The 15,988-nt window shown below is 73.7% G+C and carries 15 protein-coding genes; 12 read left to right on the top strand and 3 right to left on the bottom strand.

The genetic code is table 11. From position 1 onward, the window contains the following. The first annotated feature begins 38 nt into the window (after nt 1-38). Nucleotides 39-620 (top strand): DUF1707 domain-containing protein, encoded by a 582-nt coding sequence (locus ABD993_RS22455; protein ID WP_345421817.1) that lies wholly within the window; start codon nt 39-41, stop codon nt 618-620. A gap of 95 nt (nt 621-715) precedes the next feature. On the opposite strand, the gene rpmB is transcribed toward ABD993_RS22455, so the two are convergent. Continuing rightward, nucleotides 716-907 (bottom strand): 50S ribosomal protein L28, encoded by a 192-nt coding sequence (gene rpmB, locus ABD993_RS22450; protein ID WP_345421814.1) that lies wholly within the window; start codon nt 905-907, stop codon nt 716-718. Between the two features lie 93 nt (nt 908-1,000). Here rpmB and ABD993_RS22445 point away from each other — a divergent pair, with 93 nt between their 5' ends. The 3 genes from ABD993_RS22445 (at nt 1,001) to ABD993_RS22435 (ending at nt 5,817) form a co-directional block, all read left to right on the top strand. Beyond that, a complete protein-coding gene (locus ABD993_RS22445; protein WP_345421811.1) occupies nt 1,001-2,539 on the top strand; it encodes a DAK2 domain-containing protein in 1,539 nt (512 codons plus the stop codon). After that, nucleotides 2,536-4,731 (top strand): ATP-dependent DNA helicase RecG, encoded by a 2,196-nt coding sequence (gene recG, locus ABD993_RS22440; RefSeq protein ID WP_345421808.1) that lies wholly within the window; start codon nt 2,536-2,538, stop codon nt 4,729-4,731. Before ABD993_RS22445 ends, recG begins: the two co-directional genes overlap by 4 nt. Before the next feature lie 81 nt (nt 4,732-4,812). After that, entirely contained in the window at nt 4,813-5,817 is a 1,005-nt protein-coding gene (locus tag ABD993_RS22435; RefSeq protein ID WP_345421805.1) for an RNA polymerase subunit sigma-70, read from the top strand. Nucleotides 5,818-5,821: 4 nt separating this feature from the next. Here the strand turns inward: ABD993_RS22435 and ABD993_RS22430 are convergent, their stop codons facing one another. Beyond that, on the bottom strand, nt 5,822-6,673 hold the full coding sequence (locus ABD993_RS22430) for a hypothetical protein (protein ID WP_345421803.1): 852 nt from the start codon (nt 6,671-6,673) through the stop codon (nt 5,822-5,824). 231 nt (nt 6,674-6,904) lie between these two features. On the opposite strand from ABD993_RS22430, the gene ABD993_RS22425 reads away from it, so the two are divergent. From ABD993_RS22425 to ABD993_RS22410, 4 genes are all read left to right on the top strand, one after another. Then, nucleotides 6,905-10,282, top strand: a complete 3,378-nt coding sequence (locus ABD993_RS22425; protein WP_345421800.1) for a pyruvate carboxylase — start codon at nt 6,905-6,907, stop codon at nt 10,280-10,282. A 23-nt stretch (nt 10,283-10,305) separates the two neighbouring features. Beyond that, entirely contained in the window at nt 10,306-10,881 is a 576-nt protein-coding gene (rsmD, locus tag ABD993_RS22420; RefSeq protein WP_345421797.1) for a 16S rRNA (guanine(966)-N(2))-methyltransferase RsmD, read from the top strand. Next, on the top strand, nt 10,878-11,360 hold the full coding sequence (gene coaD, locus ABD993_RS22415) for a pantetheine-phosphate adenylyltransferase (protein ID WP_345421794.1): 483 nt from the start codon (nt 10,878-10,880) through the stop codon (nt 11,358-11,360). Before rsmD ends, coaD begins: the two co-directional genes overlap by 4 nt. Before the next feature lie 100 nt (nt 11,361-11,460). Beyond that, nucleotides 11,461-12,207 (top strand): DivIVA domain-containing protein, encoded by a 747-nt coding sequence (locus ABD993_RS22410; protein ID WP_345421792.1) that lies wholly within the window; start codon nt 11,461-11,463, stop codon nt 12,205-12,207. A 100-nt stretch (nt 12,208-12,307) separates the two neighbouring features. On the opposite strand, the gene ABD993_RS22405 is transcribed toward ABD993_RS22410, so the two are convergent. Further along, the gene (locus ABD993_RS22405; protein ID WP_345421790.1) at nt 12,308-13,192 is read right to left on the bottom strand and encodes an endonuclease domain-containing protein; all 885 of its coding nucleotides are present in this window, start codon (nt 13,190-13,192) and stop codon (nt 12,308-12,310) included. Between the two features lie 233 nt (nt 13,193-13,425). Between ABD993_RS22405 and ABD993_RS22400 the strand changes: the two genes are divergently transcribed. Genes ABD993_RS22400 through rnc form a run of 4 tightly spaced genes read left to right on the top strand, consistent with a single transcriptional unit; the run spans nt 13,426 to nt 15,987 of the window. Next, the gene (locus ABD993_RS22400; RefSeq protein WP_345421787.1) at nt 13,426-14,472 is read left to right on the top strand and encodes a MinD/ParA family ATP-binding protein; all 1,047 of its coding nucleotides are present in this window, start codon (nt 13,426-13,428) and stop codon (nt 14,470-14,472) included. After that, nucleotides 14,469-15,023, top strand: a complete 555-nt coding sequence (locus ABD993_RS22395) for a YceD family protein (protein ID WP_345421784.1) — start codon at nt 14,469-14,471, stop codon at nt 15,021-15,023. Before ABD993_RS22400 ends, ABD993_RS22395 begins: the two co-directional genes overlap by 4 nt. A 33-nt stretch (nt 15,024-15,056) precedes the next feature. Then, on the top strand, nt 15,057-15,239 hold the full coding sequence (gene rpmF, locus ABD993_RS22390; RefSeq protein WP_093079637.1) for a 50S ribosomal protein L32: 183 nt from the start codon (nt 15,057-15,059) through the stop codon (nt 15,237-15,239). 10 nt (nt 15,240-15,249) lie between these two features. Further along, nucleotides 15,250-15,987 (top strand): ribonuclease III, encoded by a 738-nt coding sequence (gene rnc, locus ABD993_RS22385; protein WP_345421782.1) that lies wholly within the window; start codon nt 15,250-15,252, stop codon nt 15,985-15,987. The last annotated feature ends 1 nt before the right edge of the window (nt 15,988 follow it).

The raw sequence follows: 15,988 nt of genomic DNA, 5'->3' as shown, positions 1-15,988 counted from the left end.
CATCTCAGGGCAGGGCTCGAGGCGACTAGGCTGGTCTCGTGGACGGGGGCAACCTGCGCATCTCAGACGCCGACCGCGAGGCCGCCGCGCAGCGGCTGCACACCGCGATGGGCGAGGGTCGGATCACGCTGAGCGAGCTGGAGGAGCGTCTCGGGGTGGTCTACGCCGCGAAGACGTTCGCCGAGCTCGAGCCGCCCCTGGCGGACCTGCCGGGCGCGAGCATCGCGCCGGGTCCGGTCACGCCGCCCGCCCGCAAGGAGTCGGCGCACCTCACCACCGAGGTCGGCTCGATCAAGCGCACGGGGGACTGGCCGGTCCCCGCCCAGCTGCGCCTGACGACGTCGATGGGCTCGATCCACCTGGACCTCACCGAGACCCGGGTCCCGCCGGAGATGTCCGTGGACGTCTCCACCGGGATGGGCTCGGTCACGCTCGTACTGCCGCCCGGCGCGTCCGCGGACGTCGACGGGGTGCGGACCTCGTGGGGCACCGTGTCGACGAAGGTGCCGCACAGCCCCACGGGCTCCGGCCCGCACCTGGTCGTCACCGGGAGCGCGGGGATGGGCACGCTGTCCATCCGCTATGCCCGCAAGGGGCTCAAGGAGTGGTTCAGCGCCTGACCCGCCTCGGGTCCGGCGGCGTCGGGAGTGCGGGTCCTCGGACAGCGGAACGGGGCGGCCCCGTGAGGGAACCGCCCCGCGAGAGGTGCGAGCGCTCAGGCGCGCGCGACCTTGCCGGCCTTCAGGCAGGAGGTGCACACGTTCTTGCGCACCTTGTTCCCGCCGGAGTTCACGGCCCGAACGGTCTGGATGTTCGGGTTCCAGCGGCGGTTGGTACGGCGGTGCGAGTGCGAGACGGACATGCCGAAGCCCGGACCCTTGCCGCAGACGTCGCAGACGGCAGCCACGTCGGACACTCCTCGGGGTAGACGATGGGAGGTGGGCCCAGCAGAGGCCGGGCACGTGGGACCAGGGTAACCGACGCGATTAGGCTTGCGTGCGTGCCCCCCGAGCTCGACGCCGCCCTGCTCCGGCGGTGGGCCGAGACCGCCGTCGCGCGGCTGCGTGAGCGGGCGGGCGAGATCGACGGCCTCAACGTCTTCCCGGTCCCGGACGCGGACACCGGGACCAACATGCTGCTCACGATGGAGGCGGCCGTCGCGGCGCTGGCCCCGGGCGGCGGGCCCGGTCGAGACACCGCGGCCGCATTGGCCCGCGGGGCGCTGCGGGGGGCGCGGGGGAACTCCGGGACGCTGTTGTCGCAGCTCCTGCGGGGCGTCGCGGACGCGGCGGCGGCGGGTGAGGGGCTCGACGGGGCGCTGCGTCGGGCCACGAAGCTGGCGACCGCGGCCGTCGCCGTCCCGCGGGAGGGCACGATCCTGAGCGTGCTGGCCGCCGCGGCGGAGGCGGGCACCGAGCCCGCGGAGGTCGCCGCGGCCGCCCACGCCGCCGTCGCGGCCACCACCGGGCAGCTCGCCGAGCTCAGCAGGGCCGGGGTGGTCGACGCGGGCGGACTGGGCATCGCCGTGGTGCTCGACGCCCTGGTCGAGGCGGTGACCGGCACGGCGCCCGCACGCGGCCCCGTCCGACCCGCGGTGCGCCCGTCGGACGCGCTGACCACCGCCCGCGAGTCCGGGTCGCCGGACTACGACAGCGAGGTCATGTACCTGCTGGACACCACCTCCGACGAGGCGGTCGACGCGCTGCGCGAGCGGCTCACCGAGCTCGGGGACTCCGTGGTCGTCGTCGGGGACGGCACCGGCACCTGGAACGTCCACGTGCACTGCTCGGACGTCGGCGCGGCGGTCGAGGCGGGCATCGAGGCCGGGCGGCCGCACCGGATCACGGTGATGCGGTTCGTGGCGCAGCAGTTCCGCAGGCACCGCGCGGTGCTGCTGGTCGTGGCGGGCGCGGAGGCCGCGGCGCTGGCGCGCAACGCGGGCGCGGACGTGCTGGAGACCCGGCCGGGACACGCCGTCACCGGGCGGCGGCTGCTGGCGGCGGTGGAGGAGACCGGGGCCGCGCACGTCTCGCTGCTGGTCTGCGACGCGACGCTGTCCAACCTCGCGGGCCGGGTCGCGGCCGAGGCCCGGGACGCGGGGCGGGAGGTGGTCGTCGTGCCGTCGACCAGCGTGCCGCAGGGGCTGGCGGCGCTGGCCGTGCACGACCTGGACCGCAACCCGGCGGACGACGTCGTCGCGATGGCCGAGGCCGCGGCGGGCACCCGGACCGGGGGGTTGGTGGTGGCCGAGCAGGAGGCGCTGACCTACGTCGGCCGCTGCGCGCCGGGCGAGGTGCTCGGGATGAGCGAGGGGGAGGTCGTGCTGATCGCCCCCGACCTGAGTGTCGGTGCCCTGTGGTTGGCTCACCGCATGCTGACGGCGGGGGGTGAGCTGGTGACCGCGTTGCTGGGGGCGGACGCCGCGGACGAGCTGGGCGAGCACCTGGCCGCGGACCTGCGGCGCACCCACCCGGCGGTGGACGTCGTGGTCTACCGGGGCGGGCAGGTGGACTTCCCGCTGGTGTTGGGGGTCGAGTGAAGGTCGATCTGGACACGCGCCTGGTGGACGTCATCGGCGCCGCGTCGGCGAAGGCGCTCGGCGGGAAGCTGGAGCTGCACACCGTCGGGGACCTGGTGCGGCACTATCCGCGCCGGTACGTCGAGCGCGGGAAGCTCTCGGACATCGCGGGGCTCGCGGTGGGGGACCACGTCACGGTGATCGCCACCGTGGCGTCGGCGACCACGCGGAAGATGCAGAACCGGCGCGGGTCGCTGATGAACGCGGTGATCCGGGACGCCAAGGGCGCCGAGCTGGCCTGCACCTTCTTCAACGCCTACAAGGTCCAGGGGATCGTGAAGGTCGGCGCCACGCTGATGTTCTCCGGGACCGTGTCGGTCTACCGGCGCGGGCGGGTCTCGCAGCTCCAGCTCACCCATCCCGAGTTCGAGGAGCTCGAGGAGGACTCCGCGGACCGGCCCTTCATCTCGATCTACCCGGCCACGAAGGGGGTCCCCTCGAGCGCGATCGGGCGCAGCGTGCGGCAGGTGCTCACGCTGCTGGACGATCCCACCGACCCGCTGCCGCTCGCCCTGCGCGAGGAGCACGGGCTGTCGTCGCTGGGCTCGGCGCTGCGCCGGATCCACGTGCCGCAGTCCGAGGGGGAGCGGCACGCGGCCAAGGCACGGCTGGTGTGGGACGAGGCGTTCGGGGTGCAGCTGGCGTTGTCGCTGCAGCGGGAGCGGGCGATGCGGCGGCCCGCCGCGCCGTCGCCCCGGCTGGCGGGCGGCCTGCTGGAGGCGTTCGACGCCCGGCTGCCCTTCACCCTGACCGCGGGTCAGGTCGCGGTGGGCAAGGAGATCTCGGCGGACCTCGGGCGGCCGCTGCCGATGAACCGGCTCGTGCAGGGGGACGTCGGCGCGGGCAAGACGATCGTGGCGCTGCGGGCGATGCTGCAGGTCGTCGACTCCGGCCGGCAGGCGGCCATGCTGGCGCCCACCGAGGTCCTGGCCACGCAGCACGCGCGGTCGCTGCGGGCGATGCTCGGTCCGCTCGGGGCGGGCGGTGAGCTCGGCTCCGCCGACAACGCCACGCAGGTCACGCTGCTCACGGGCTCGATGAGCACCGCGGAGCGGCGGAAGGCGCTGCTGGACATCCAGTCCGGGGCCGCGGGGATCGTCGTCGGGACGCACGCGATCATCGAGGACACGGTCGGGTTCGCCGAGCTGGGGCTCGTGGTCGTGGACGAACAGCACCGCTTCGGCGTGGAGCAGCGGGACGCGCTGCGCGGCCGCGGCGAGCGGACCCCGCACCTGCTGGTCATGACCGCCACGCCGATCCCGCGGACCGTCGCGATGACGGTCTACGGCGACCTCGAGGTCTCGGCGCTCACCGAGCTGCCCACGGGCCGCTCGCCGATCAGGACGACGGTGGTCCCGGCGGGGGAGAAGCCCTCCTGGCTGGACCGGGTGTGGGCGCGGATCCGCGAGGAGGTCGCCGGCGGGCACCAGTGCTACGTCGTGTTCCCGCGGGTGGGCGGGGAGTACGCGGTGTCCAGGAAGAAGGACACCGAGGAGGAGCCGGATGAGGACGCGGGGGCGGACGAGGAGGAGCGCCGCCCGCCGCTGGCGGTGGAGGACGTCGCCCCGCAGCTCGCCGAGGGACCGCTCGCCGGGCTGCGGATCGGGATCCTGCACGGCAAGCTCCCCGCGGACGAGAAGGAGGCCCGGATGCGGGCCTTCGACGCGGGCGAGACGGACGTGCTCATGGCCACGACCGTGATCGAGGTCGGCGTGGACGTGCCGAACGCCACCGGCATGATCATCATGGACGCGGACCGGTTCGGCCTCTCACAGCTCCACCAGCTGCGCGGCCGCGTCGGCCGCGGGTCGGCGCCCGGGGTGTGTCTGCTGGTCACGGACATGCCGCCGGGCACGACGGCCCGCGAGCGGCTGGACGCGATCGCCTCCACCACGGACGGCTTCGAGCTCGCCCGGCTGGACCTGGAGCTGCGGCGCGAGGGGGACATCCTGGGCTCCACGCAGTCCGGCACCCGTTCCGGCCTCAAGCTGCTGTCCCTGCTCCGGCACGAGCAGGTGATCGCGGAGACCCGCCTCGCCGCCGCCCGCGTGGTGGCGAGCGACCCGGGCCTGAAGAACCACCCCGGCCTCCGCGCCCTCGTCACGGAGACGATCGGAGACGAGTCGGCCGCGGCCTACCTCGACAAGGTCTGACCCGAGCGCCCGGCGCCACCGATCAGAAATCCTCCACCGCGTCGTCGGTTCTGGTAGCCCCCTTGACCGGAAGGAAGCGACATGACCGACGCCGGCCCGCAGCGCACCGACGAGGACACGTTCATCGTGGCGGCCCGCGCGGGTGACACCGCGGGGTTCGCCCTGCTGACCGAGCGCCATCGGCGTGCGGTGCAGGTGCACTGCTACCGGATGCTCGCGAACTACGAGGACGCACAGGACCTGACCCAGGAGACGTTCCTGCGGGCGTGGAACGGGCGGGAGTCGTTCGACGGCCGGGCCGCGCTGCGGACCTGGCTCCACCGGATCGCGACGAACGCCTGCCTCGACTTCCTGGACAAGCGCAACCACCGCACGCCCGTGCCCGCCGAGCTGCCGGGTGGCGGCTCGGAGGTGCGCTACCTGCAGCCCTACCCGGACCGGATGCTCCCCGAGGACCCGCACGAGTCGGCGGTGGCCCGGGAGACGATCGAGCTGGCCTTCATCGTCGCCGTGCAGCACCTGCCGCCGCGCCAGCGGGCGGCGCTGATCCTGCGCGACGTCCTCGGCTGGCCCGCTGCCGCGACCGCCGACGCGCTCGAGCTGACCGTCGCCTCCGTGACCAGTGCCCTGCAGCGGGCGCGCGTGACGATGCGCGAGCGGCTACCCGAGCGACGGCTCGACTGGCGCACCCCCGCCACCCGGGAGCTGTCGGACGACGAGCGGGCCACGGTGAAGGCGTGGGTGGAGGCGCACGAGCGCAACGACCTCGACGGGTTGCTGTCGCTCATGCGCGAGGACCTGCGCTTCGCGATGCCTCCGGACCCCGGCGTCGTGGTCGGCGGGCGGGCCGCGCTGGACTCCTGGGTGGAGGGCGGGTTCGGCGGGCCCGGCTACGACGACTGGCGCTGTGTCGTCGCGACCGTCAACCGCATGCCCGCGGTCGTGGAGTACCTGCGCACACCGGCGGACCCGGTGTACCGGCTGTTCGCCGTCGACGTCCTGGACATCGTCGATGGGAGGATCGCCGCGATCACCGGGTTCGCCGCGGCCGACAAGCCCTGGCTGGGCCTGCCCCCCACGCTGTGACCGCTCAGGCGCTCAGGTGGCCTCGACCGTCGTTCTCCAGGGCGATCGTGGCCTGGCGGGGGAGGTGGACCACGCCGGCCTTCTCCAGCTTCGCCAGCTCGGAGCGGGCGAGGGCGTAGGCGGCGTGGCGCTCGGCGTCGTTGTCCGAGTCCCGGGCCGTGGTGAGCAGCTTGATGGCCCGCTCGACCGCGGTGCGCTCCGGCTGGGTGAGGGTGGAGTGGCGGATCCGCTCGGCGGCGTCTCGTGCCGCCTCCCACGCCCGCACCGCACGGTCCACCGCGGCGACGAAAGCCTGGGCGTGTGCGCGGTCGGCCGGACGGGTGTCGGTGTCCAGCGCCTGGGCCTCGGCGAACGCCTCGACGAACCGGCCCGTGCTGGGGACCGACACGTCCGCCAGGGCGGGCAGGCGCAGCACGGCCATCGCGTCGCACTCGTAGGCCGTGTACTCCTCGCGGAGCCGGTCGAACCGCTCGCGCGCGGCGTTCCAGGCGGGCGGGGGCGGCGGGGCGGCGACGGGCGCGGGTGGCGGGGCGATCACGCGTCGTCTGCCGGAGCGGTGCGCGGTGATCGCGATGACGGCCAGCAGGAACAGCGGGGAGAACGACACCGCCATGAACGCCGTGGCCGCCGCGGCGCTGCCCAGCAACCCGATCAGCAACACGATGAGTGGCAGGGCGATCCACGGCGAGGGGACGGCCACCCCGGGCCGGTAGCCGTGGTGCGGGGAGCGCGGGTGGCCCGGGTGGCGCCGCCCGGCGGCCCGCCGGACGCGCCGGGCCGTCCGCTCTCCCGGGGACTCCCAGCCGAAGCCGTTCCCAGGCCCGAAGCCGCCCGGGTGATGCGGACGCCGTGTCATCCCTCCTTGGTACCCCACCCGGGGGACGGGCGCACCGACCTCGATCCGAGATGCCCCGGTCGGCCGCACGGCGGGACCCCGACCGTCTCAGCGGAACCTCAGAGGACGCCCGTGTGACACCGGTGGTCTCATCTGGTGAATCAAGAGTCGACGGGCTGCGGGCCCCGTGTCAGGCTGCCGGGGTCCCTGATCCGGGGGCCTGCGTCAACGTCCGACGGAACGAGGAGCCGGATGTTCGAGAAAGTCCTGGTGGCCAACCGTGGTGAGATCGCGATCCGGGCGTTCCGGGCCGCCTTCGAGCTGGGTGTCTCCACGGTGGCGGTGTTCCCGTACGAGGACCGCAACTCGCTGCACCGCGCGAAGGCGGACGAGTCCTACCTGATCGGCGAGCGCGGCCATCCGGTGCGCGCGTACCTGTCGGTCGAGGAGATCATCGAAGCGGCGAGGAAGGCCGGGGCGGACGCCGTCTATCCCGGCTACGGCTTCATGTCGGAGAACCCGGACCTGGCCGCGGCGTGCGCGGAGGCGGGGATCACCTTCGTCGGGCCGCCCGCGAGCGTGCTGCACCTGACCGGCAACAAGTCCCGGGCGGTCGCGGCCGCGCGGGAGGCCGGGGTGCCGGTGCTGGCGTCGTCGGAGCCGTCGTCGGACGTGGACGAGCTGGTCGCGGCGGCGGAGGGCATCGGGTTCCCGGTGTTCGTCAAGGCGGTGGCCGGTGGCGGCGGGCGCGGGATGCGCCGGGTCCAGGACCCGGCCGAGCTGCGTGATGCGATCGAGGCGGCCTCCCGCGAGGCCGAGTCCGCCTTCGGCGACGGGACCGTCTTCCTCGAGCAGGCCGTGGTGAACCCGCGGCACATCGAGGTGCAGATCCTCGCGGACGCCGAGGGCAACGTCTCGCACCTCTACGAGCGGGACTGCTCGGTGCAGCGGCGGCACCAGAAGGTCGTCGAGATCGCGCCCGCGCCGAACCTGGACCCCGCGCTGCGCGCGCAGATCTGCGACGACGCCGTGAAGTTCGCGCGGGCGATCGGGTACGTCAACGCGGGCACCGTCGAGTTCCTCGTGGACGAGAGCGGCAACCACGTCTTCATCGAGATGAACCCGCGCATCCAGGTCGAGCACACCGTGACCGAGCAGGTCACGGACCGGGACCTGGTCATCGCGCAGCTGCGCATCGCCTCCGGCCTCACGCTGCCGGAGCTGCACCTCACCCAGGACGAGGTGACGATCTCCGGCGCGGCGCTGCAGTGCCGGGTGACCACCGAGGACCCGGCCAACGGCTTCCGCCCGGACACCGGCGTGATCGGCGCCTACCGCTCCCCGGGCGGCCCGGGCGTGCGGCTGGACGGCGGCACCGTGCACACCGGCGCCGAGGTCTCCGCGCACTTCGACTCGATGCTGGTCAAGCTGACCTGCCACGGCCACGACTTCCCCAACGCCGTGCGCCGCGCCCGCCGCGCGATCGCCGAGTTCCGGATCCGCGGGGTCTCCACGAACCTGCCGTTCCTGGCCGCGGTGCTGGACGACCCGGACTTCGCCGCAGGCAACATCACCACCAGCTTCATCGAGGAGCGCCCGGAGCTGCTCAGGGCGCGGCCCTCGGCGGACCGCGGGTCGCGGGTGCTGGCGTACCTGGCCGAGACCACGGTGAACAAGCCGAACGGTCCGCGCCCGGCGGTCGTCGAGCCCGTCGAGAAGCTGCCGTCGGTGGACCTGAACGCCGAGGCGCCCGCCGGGTCGGCGCAGCTGCTGCGCGAGGTCGGGCCCGAGGAGTTCGCCCGACGGCTGCGGGCGCAGACCGCCGTCGCCGTCACCGACACCACCTTCCGCGACGCCCACCAGTCGCTGCTGGCGACCCGGATCCGCACGCGGGACCTGTTGGCGGTGGCGCCGTACGTGGCACGGACCGCGCCGGAGCTGCTCAGCCTGGAGTGCTGGGGTGGCGCGACCTACGACGTGGCGCTGCGGTTCCTGGCCGAGGACCCGTGGGAGCGGCTGGCGGCGTTGAAGGAGGCGGTGCCGAACATCTGCACGCAGATGCTGCTGCGCGGCCGCAACACCGTCGGCTACACGCCGTACCCGACCGAGGTGACGGACGCGTTCGTCGCCGAGGCGGCGAAGACCGGCATGGACGTGTTCCGGATCTTCGACGCGCTCAACGACGTCGCGCAGATGCGCCCGGCCATCGACGCGGTGCGGGAGACCGGGACGGCGGTCGCGGAGGTGGCGCTCTGCTACACCGCCGACCTGTCCGACCCGGCCGAGCGGCTCTACACCCTGGACTACTACCTGCGGTTGGCCGAGCAGATCGTCGACGCGGGCGCGCACGTGCTGGCGATCAAGGACATGGCCGGGCTGCTGCGTCCGCCCGCGGCGCGCACGCTGGTCACGGCGCTGCGGGAGCGGTTCGACCTCCCCGTCCACCTGCACACCCACGACACCGCGGGCGGGCAGCTGGCCACGCTGATCGCGGCGATCGACGCCGGGGTGGACGCGGTGGACGCCGCGGTGGCGTCGATGGCCGGGACGACCTCGCAGCCGTCGTTGTCGGCGCTGGTGGCGGCCACGGACCACACTCCGCGGGAGACCGGGCTGTCGTTGCAGGCCGTCGGGGACCTGGAGCCGTACTGGGAGGCGGTGCGGAAGGTCTACGCGCCCTTCGAGTCCGGGCTGGCCTCGCCGACCGGGCGGGTCTATCACCACGAGATCCCCGGTGGGCAGCTGTCCAACCTGCGACAGCAGGCCATCGCGCTGGGGCTGGGGGACCGGTTCGAGCTGATCGAGGACTGCTACGCCGCGGCGGACCGGATGCTCGGCCGCCTGGTGAAGGTCACGCCGTCGTCGAAGGTGGTGGGGGACCTGGCCCTGCACCTGGTCGGTGCGGGGGTGACCGCCGCGGACTTCGAGTCGGACCCTGGCAAGTTCGACGTGCCGGACTCGGTGATCGGGTTCCTGCGCGGCGAGCTGGGCGACCCGCCCGGCGGCTGGCCGGAGCCGTTCCGCACCCGCGCGCTGGAGGGCCGTTCGCCCGAGGCCGCGCAGCCGGAGCTGTCCATCGACGACCGTCGGGGCCTGCGGGACGACACCCGCCGCACGCTCAACCGCCTGTTGTTCCCCGGCCCGACGAAGGACTACGACGCACACCGGGAGGCCTACGGCGATACCAGCGTGCTGTCGTCGAAGGACTTCTTCTACGGCCTGGAGCAGGACCTCGAGCACACCGTGACCCTGGAGCAGGGTGTCACGCTGCTGATCGAGCTCGAGGCGATCGGGGACGCCGACGAGCGCGGCTACCGCTCGGTGCTGACCACGCTCAACGGGCAGCTGCGACCGGTGTCGGTGCGCGACCGGTCGGTGAAGACCGACGTCAAGGCGGCCGAGCGGGCCGACCGGGGCAACGACCACCACGTCGCGGCGCCGTTCGGCGGGGTCGTCACGCTGCAGGTCGACGAGGGCGACTCCGTCTCCGTGGGGCAGACCGTCGCGACGATCGAGGCGATGAAGATGGAGGCGTCGATCTCCGCGCAGCGCGGCGGCACGGTGTCCCGGCTGGCCATCGGCAAGGTCCAGCAGGTCGAGGGCGGGGACCTGCTCCTGGAGATCGAGTGACCCGTGGATGAGAGGCTGCCCCGGTGACGCGCATCATCGCCGGGGCGGCAGGCGGGCGGCGGCTGACCGTGCCCGCGGAGGGGACGCGGCCCACCTCGGACCGGGTGCGGGAGGCGCTGTTCTCGTCGCTCACCCACGATCCCGGTGTGGACGGGGCCGTGGTGCTGGACCTCTGTGCGGGGTCCGGGGCGCTGGGGCTGGAGGCGTTGTCCCGCGGGGCCGCGCACGCGACGTTCGTCGAGCTGGACAGGCGGGCGGTGGCGGTGCTGCGGAAGAACGTCGCCGCCGTCGGGCTGGGTGGGGACGTGCGGTACGGGCCGGCGGGCACCGTGCTGGAGTCGGAGCCGGCGCACGCGCACGACCTCGTGTTCGTCGACCCGCCCTACGCCGAGCCGGACGAGGCGATCGCGCGGTGGCTGCACACCGGGCGGCTCTCCGGCTGGATCGCCCCCGACGCGGTGGTGGTCGTGGAGCGCGAGCGCGGGGCCGCGTTCCCGTGGCCCGAAGGGTTCACGGGGGTGCGTGAGCGGCGTTACGGGGACACCGTGCTGCACGTGGGCGGCTGTTACGGTCCGGACATGCCTGGTGAGGTGCGATGAGGCGCGCGGTCTGTCCCGGTTCGTTCGATCCCGTGACGCTGGGCCACCTGGACGTGATCGGGCGGGTCTCCGGCCTGTTCGACGAGGTCGTCGTCGCCGTGCTGATCAACAAGAAGAAGCAGGGCCTGTTCTCCGTCGAGGAGCGCATCGCCATGCTCGACGAGGTCACGGCCGACCTGCCGAACGTCCGGACGGACTCCTTCCACGGCCTGCTCGTGGACTACTGCCGCGACCACGACGTCAAGGCGATCGTGAAGGGCCTGCGCGCGGTCACGGACTTCGACTACGAGCTGCAGATGGCGCAGATGAACCAGCGGCTGTCCGGTGTGGACACGCTGTTCATGTCGACCAGCCCGGAGTACAGCTTCGTGTCCAGCTCGCTGGTCAAGGAGGTCGCGACCTACGGGGGCGACGTGGCGCACCTGCTGACGCCGTCGGTGCACCGGCAGCTGCTGGACCGGATCGCGGAGCGGGCCTGAGGGGTACCCGATCCCCCGGTGGGTCATGCGTGGCGGACTTGACACGCCTGGCCGGGCCGAATACGGGCGACCGGGCCGGCCCGGTGAGAGGATCCGCCTCGTGTACAGGGTCTTCGAGTCACTCGACGCGCTGGTGACCGTCGTGGAGGAGGCGCGCGGCGTCCCCATGACGAGCAACTGCGTGGTCCCGCGCGGCGACGTGCTCGACCTGCTCGACGACGTCCGCGAGGCCATCCCCGGCGAGCTGGACGACGCGCAGGACGTCCTGGACCGCCGGGACGAGATCGTCGGGGAGGCGGACCGCGAGGCCGAGGAGACCCGCTCGGCCGCGACGACCGAGTCCGACGAGCTGCTCGCGGACGCCCGCGCCGAGGCCGAGCGCCTGGTCGCCGAGGCCCGCGAGGAGGCCGAGCGGACCCTCGCCGAGGCCCGGCACGCGGCGGACGAGATGATCGCCGAGGGGCGTCAGGAGTACGAGGAGCTCAGCGCCCGCGCCCGACACGACGCCGAACGGACCGTGGAGGCGGGCCGGGCGGCGCACGACCGGTACGTCGCGGACGGGCAGCTGGAGCAGGCGCGGCTGGTCTCGCAGACCGAGATCGTGCGCGCGGCCCACGCCGAGTCCGCGCGGCTGATCGACGCCGCCGAGGGCGAGGCGGACCGGCTGCGCCAGGAGTGCGACGGGTACGTGGACGCCAAGCTCGCGGAGTTCGAGGACACCCTGACCAAGGCCCTGCGCACGGTGTCGCGGGGCCGGAGCCAGCTGTGGAAGGGCGGCTCCCCGAACGGCACCCCCGCTCCCGCCATGCACGGCCGCACGGGCACGGGGATGGACCTGATCGACTGACCGCCCCGGCTTTGCACGTTTCGTGCGCTCAGCGCGGGAAGATCGTCGGTTGCGTGCTCCGAGCGTGGTGCGGACAGCGCTGAGAGCACGGAAACGCCGATCATGAACTCAGGAGAGCTCGGCCTCCCGCGACGCCGGCCAACACCGAGCGGACCTCGGCCGCGATGGCCTCCGGCGAGCCCAGCACGGTACGGGCGGGGTAGCGGAGCAGCCGCCATCCCGCTCGGGTGAGCTCGGCCTCCCGGACGAGGTCGCGACGCGCCTGCTCGGGCTCGCGATGGTGGCTCCCGTTGTGCTCGACGCCGAGCAGCACCTCGGGGTAGGCCATGTCCAGGCGGTGGCCGCCGGACCAGTGCTGCACGCGCGGCATCGGGAGGCCTGCGAGGACCAGCGCCATCCGGATGCGGGTCTCCATCGGCGACTCGACGAGCGGGTTCACCAGGTCGAGCAGCGCGGGGAGCCCGGCCGTGCCGTGGGCGCCCGGGTGACGCCGCCAGACGGCTCGGATGTCGGCGACGCGGAGCGAGCACGCATGGGCGACGGCCTCGGCGCCCGCGACCCGCTCGGTCGGGGTCGGCGCCCACCGCGCGATGTCGAACGCGGTGCGCGCGGGCAGGGTGACCGGCACGCCCGCGCGCAGGAACACCTCGTCGGGATGCAGGAGGACCCGGCGGGGGCGGATGCCCGGGGGCGTCCGGGTCCGCCCGCGGGGGCCGGGCAGGATCAGGTCGACCGGGGCGTCGAGCGGGCCGCAGGAGGCTCCGAGCAGTTCCGCGGCGGCCCACCCGGCGACGACGCCGTCGCCACCCGCCCAGACACCGGCGGCCCTGGCGCGCAGCGCGAGATCGACGGTCGCGTCGGCTCGGACGAAGGTGTCGGGGAACAGCCTGCGGAGGCGGGGCCCGCGGAGCTCGGCCGCGGTGACGGCGCCCGCGGCGCGCATGAGGGTGCCGTTGAAGGGTGCGGAGAGGGCGGTGAGATCCATGCGCACTCCGACGGATCTCGGGCGCACCCGGTTCCACGGCCCATGCACACGCCACAAGATCGTCGATGACGTGGTGTCAGCGCGGTCCGCGCAGCGCTCCGCGCACGCAACTGGTGATCTTGCCGCGCTGACAGCACGAAACGTGCGATCGGGGAGGCCGGGCGCGAACTCGAAGATCACTATTCGATCAAACAACGTAGCGAAACGGTGTATTCGGGCTACGGTCCTCGCGCATGGAGCCCCGTGACGAGCCGGATCCCACGACCTGGTGGGAGCGTTACGGCCACCGGTTGGGCGGCGATCCCGTCGCGGCCGACCACGTTGGAGAGCCCGTGTCCGAGGACCCCAGCCCTGCTCCCGCCCCCTTCGAGCCCGATCTGCTCCTGCGCGCCCGCGGGCCCGTGCCCGACCGCGGATGGCGGCGGTGGCTGCACGTGGTCACGCTCGGACGGGTCGATCCCGGGCCCAGTGCTGCGCAGCTCGCCGAGCAGGACCGGCTCGCGCGGGTCCGCAGCAGGCTCGCCGGGACGCACCGCGTCGCCATCACGTCGCTCAAGGGCGGGGTCGGGAAGACCACCGTCACCGCCTGCCTCGGGCTCGCGCTCGCCGAGCACCGCGGCGACCGGATCCTCGCCCTGGACGCCAACCCCGACGCGGGCACCCTCGCCGACCGGCTGACCGGCCACACCGACCGCACCGTCCGCGACCTGCTGGACGACCTGGACCGCATCGACTCCTGGACGGCGGTGTCCCGCTACACGAGCCTCGCCGGGCGGCTGCAGGTCCTCGCCTCCGAGCAGGACCCGGCGGCGGGGGAGGCCTTCACCCGGGACGAGTACCTGCGCGTCGACGCCGTGCTGGCCCGGTTCTTCAGCGTGATGCTCACCGACTCCGGCACCGGCATGGTCCACTCCGCGATGTCCGGGACGCTCGACGTCGCCGACTCCCTGGTCGTGGTCGGCGCCCCGACCGTCGACGGCGCGGGCCGGGCGAGCAAGACGCTGGACTGGCTGGTCGCGCACGGGCACGAGCGGCTGGTGCGCGAGGCGGTCGTGGTGCTCGTCGGGCGGGGCAGCCGCGAGATCGACGCGGCGGCCCTGCAGGAGCACTTCCGCACCCGGACCCGGGCCGTCGTCGAGATTCCGCACGACCCCCACCTGGGCACCGGCGGCCGGATCGACCCGGCCCGGCTGCGCCCCGCCACGCGGGAGGCCTTCCTGGCCCTGGCCGCCGCCGTCGCGGAGGCGTTCCCGGCGCGCGTAAGCTCGACCGCGACATGAGCACACAGCCCAATCCCTGGCTCTTCTCCACCCGCGAGCTGGGCCGCCGCCCCGGCATCATGCGGACCGCCACCCGCACCATCCCGGCCCCCGGTTCCGACGTCCCGGACGCCGCCATCGGGATCCCCGGCATCCTCGCCGTCCCCCCGGGCAGCGACATCGCGCTCGACCTGCGGTTCGAGTCCGTGAGCGAGGGCGTGTACGTCTCCGGGACGGCCTCGGCGCACCTGGCCGGGGAGTGTTCGCGCTGCCTGGACGACCTGTCCGAGGACGTCGTCGAGCGCATCGAGGAGCTCTTCGCCTACCCGGACTCGCTCACCGAGGAGACCACGGACGCGGACGAGATCCCGCGGGTCACCGACGACAACGTCGACCTCGAGCAGACCGTCCGGGACGCCATCGCACTCGACCTCCCGCTGGCCCCGCTGTGCCGCGAGGACTGCCCGGGTCTGTGCCCCGAATGCGGGGAGAGGCGGGCCGATCTCGGGCCCGACCACCGGCATGAGACACTGGATCCTCGGTGGGCCGCTCTCCGTGAGCGCCTGACCTGAGAAACCCCATTGAACTGAGCTAGGAGATTCGCCGTGGCCGTACCCAAGCGCCGGATGTCGCGGTCCAACACGCGCTCTCGCCGGGCGCAGTGGAAGGCCACCGCGCCGTCCCTCGTCGCCTGCAGCAACCGCGCCTGCCGGGAGCCGAAGCTCCAGCACATCGCGTGCCCCGTCTGCGGGCAGTACGACGGCCGCCAGGTCGTCCGCCCCGCCTGATCCTCGATCGGTGGGCGAGAAGAGCGTCACGGGGCCGCGTACCGACCGGGCCCCGCTGCTGGAGGCACTCGGCGTCGAGATCGGCGCCGAGCTGCTCACCCTCGCCCTGACCCACCGCTCGTACGCGTACGAGAACGGGGGCCTGCCGACCAACGAGCGCCTGGAGTTCCTGGGTGACTCGGTGCTCGGCGTGATCGTCACCGAGCGGCTCTACCGCGACCACCCCGACCTGCCGGAGGGGCAGCTCGCCAAGCTCCGCGCCAGCGTGGTGAACATGCACGCGCTGGCCGGGGTGGCGGCGACGCTGTCGGACGGCGGGCTCGGGGTGTACGTGTCCCTGGGCCGCGGCGAGGAGCTCACCGGCGGTCGGGAGAAGGCCAGCATCCTGGCGGACGCGACCGAGGCCCTGATCGGCGCGGTCTACCTGCAGCACGGGTTGGAGACGACCCGGGGCCTGGTGCACCGGCTGTTCGAGGGGCTGTTGCAGACCGCTCCGCTGCTCGGCGCCGGCCTGGACTGGAAGACCAGCCTCCAGGAGCTGACGGCGTCGGAGAACCTCGGTGTGCCCGAGTACCGCATCGAGGAGGAGGGCCCGGACCACCTCAAGACGTTCACCGCCACGGCCGTCGTCGGCGGGCGGGAGCTGGGGTCCGGGGAGGGGCGCACGAAGAAGGAGGCCGAGCAGAAGGCCGCCGCGCTCGCCTGGCGCACCCTCACGGACGAGAAGTCCGCCGCGTCGAGCGCCTGAG

The sequence above is a fragment of the Pseudonocardia xishanensis genome (assembly GCF_039541715.1).
GTDB classification, from domain to species: domain Bacteria; phylum Actinomycetota; class Actinomycetes; order Mycobacteriales; family Pseudonocardiaceae; genus Pseudonocardia; species Pseudonocardia xishanensis.
The sequence above is the reverse complement of the archived record's forward strand: the minus strand, read 5'-3'. Positions and strand labels throughout refer to the sequence as shown.

Coding starts and splice junctions, on each gene's coding strand:
- ABD993_RS22395 (WP_345421784.1), top strand. CDS start 14,469: ATGAGCACACAGCCCAATCCCTGGCTCTTCTCCACCCGCGAGCTGGGC.
- ABD993_RS22435 (WP_345421805.1), top strand. CDS start 4,813: ATGACCGACGCCGGCCCGCAGCGCACCGACGAGGACACGTTCATCGTG.
- ABD993_RS22430 (WP_345421803.1), bottom strand. CDS start 6,673: ATGACACGGCGTCCGCATCACCCGGGCGGCTTCGGGCCTGGGAACGGC.
- ABD993_RS22400 (WP_345421787.1), top strand. CDS start 13,426: ATGGAGCCCCGTGACGAGCCGGATCCCACGACCTGGTGGGAGCGTTAC.
- ABD993_RS22425 (WP_345421800.1), top strand. CDS start 6,905: ATGTTCGAGAAAGTCCTGGTGGCCAACCGTGGTGAGATCGCGATCCGG.
- coaD (WP_345421794.1), top strand. CDS start 10,878: ATGAGGCGCGCGGTCTGTCCCGGTTCGTTCGATCCCGTGACGCTGGGC.
- ABD993_RS22405 (WP_345421790.1), bottom strand. CDS start 13,192: ATGGATCTCACCGCCCTCTCCGCACCCTTCAACGGCACCCTCATGCGC.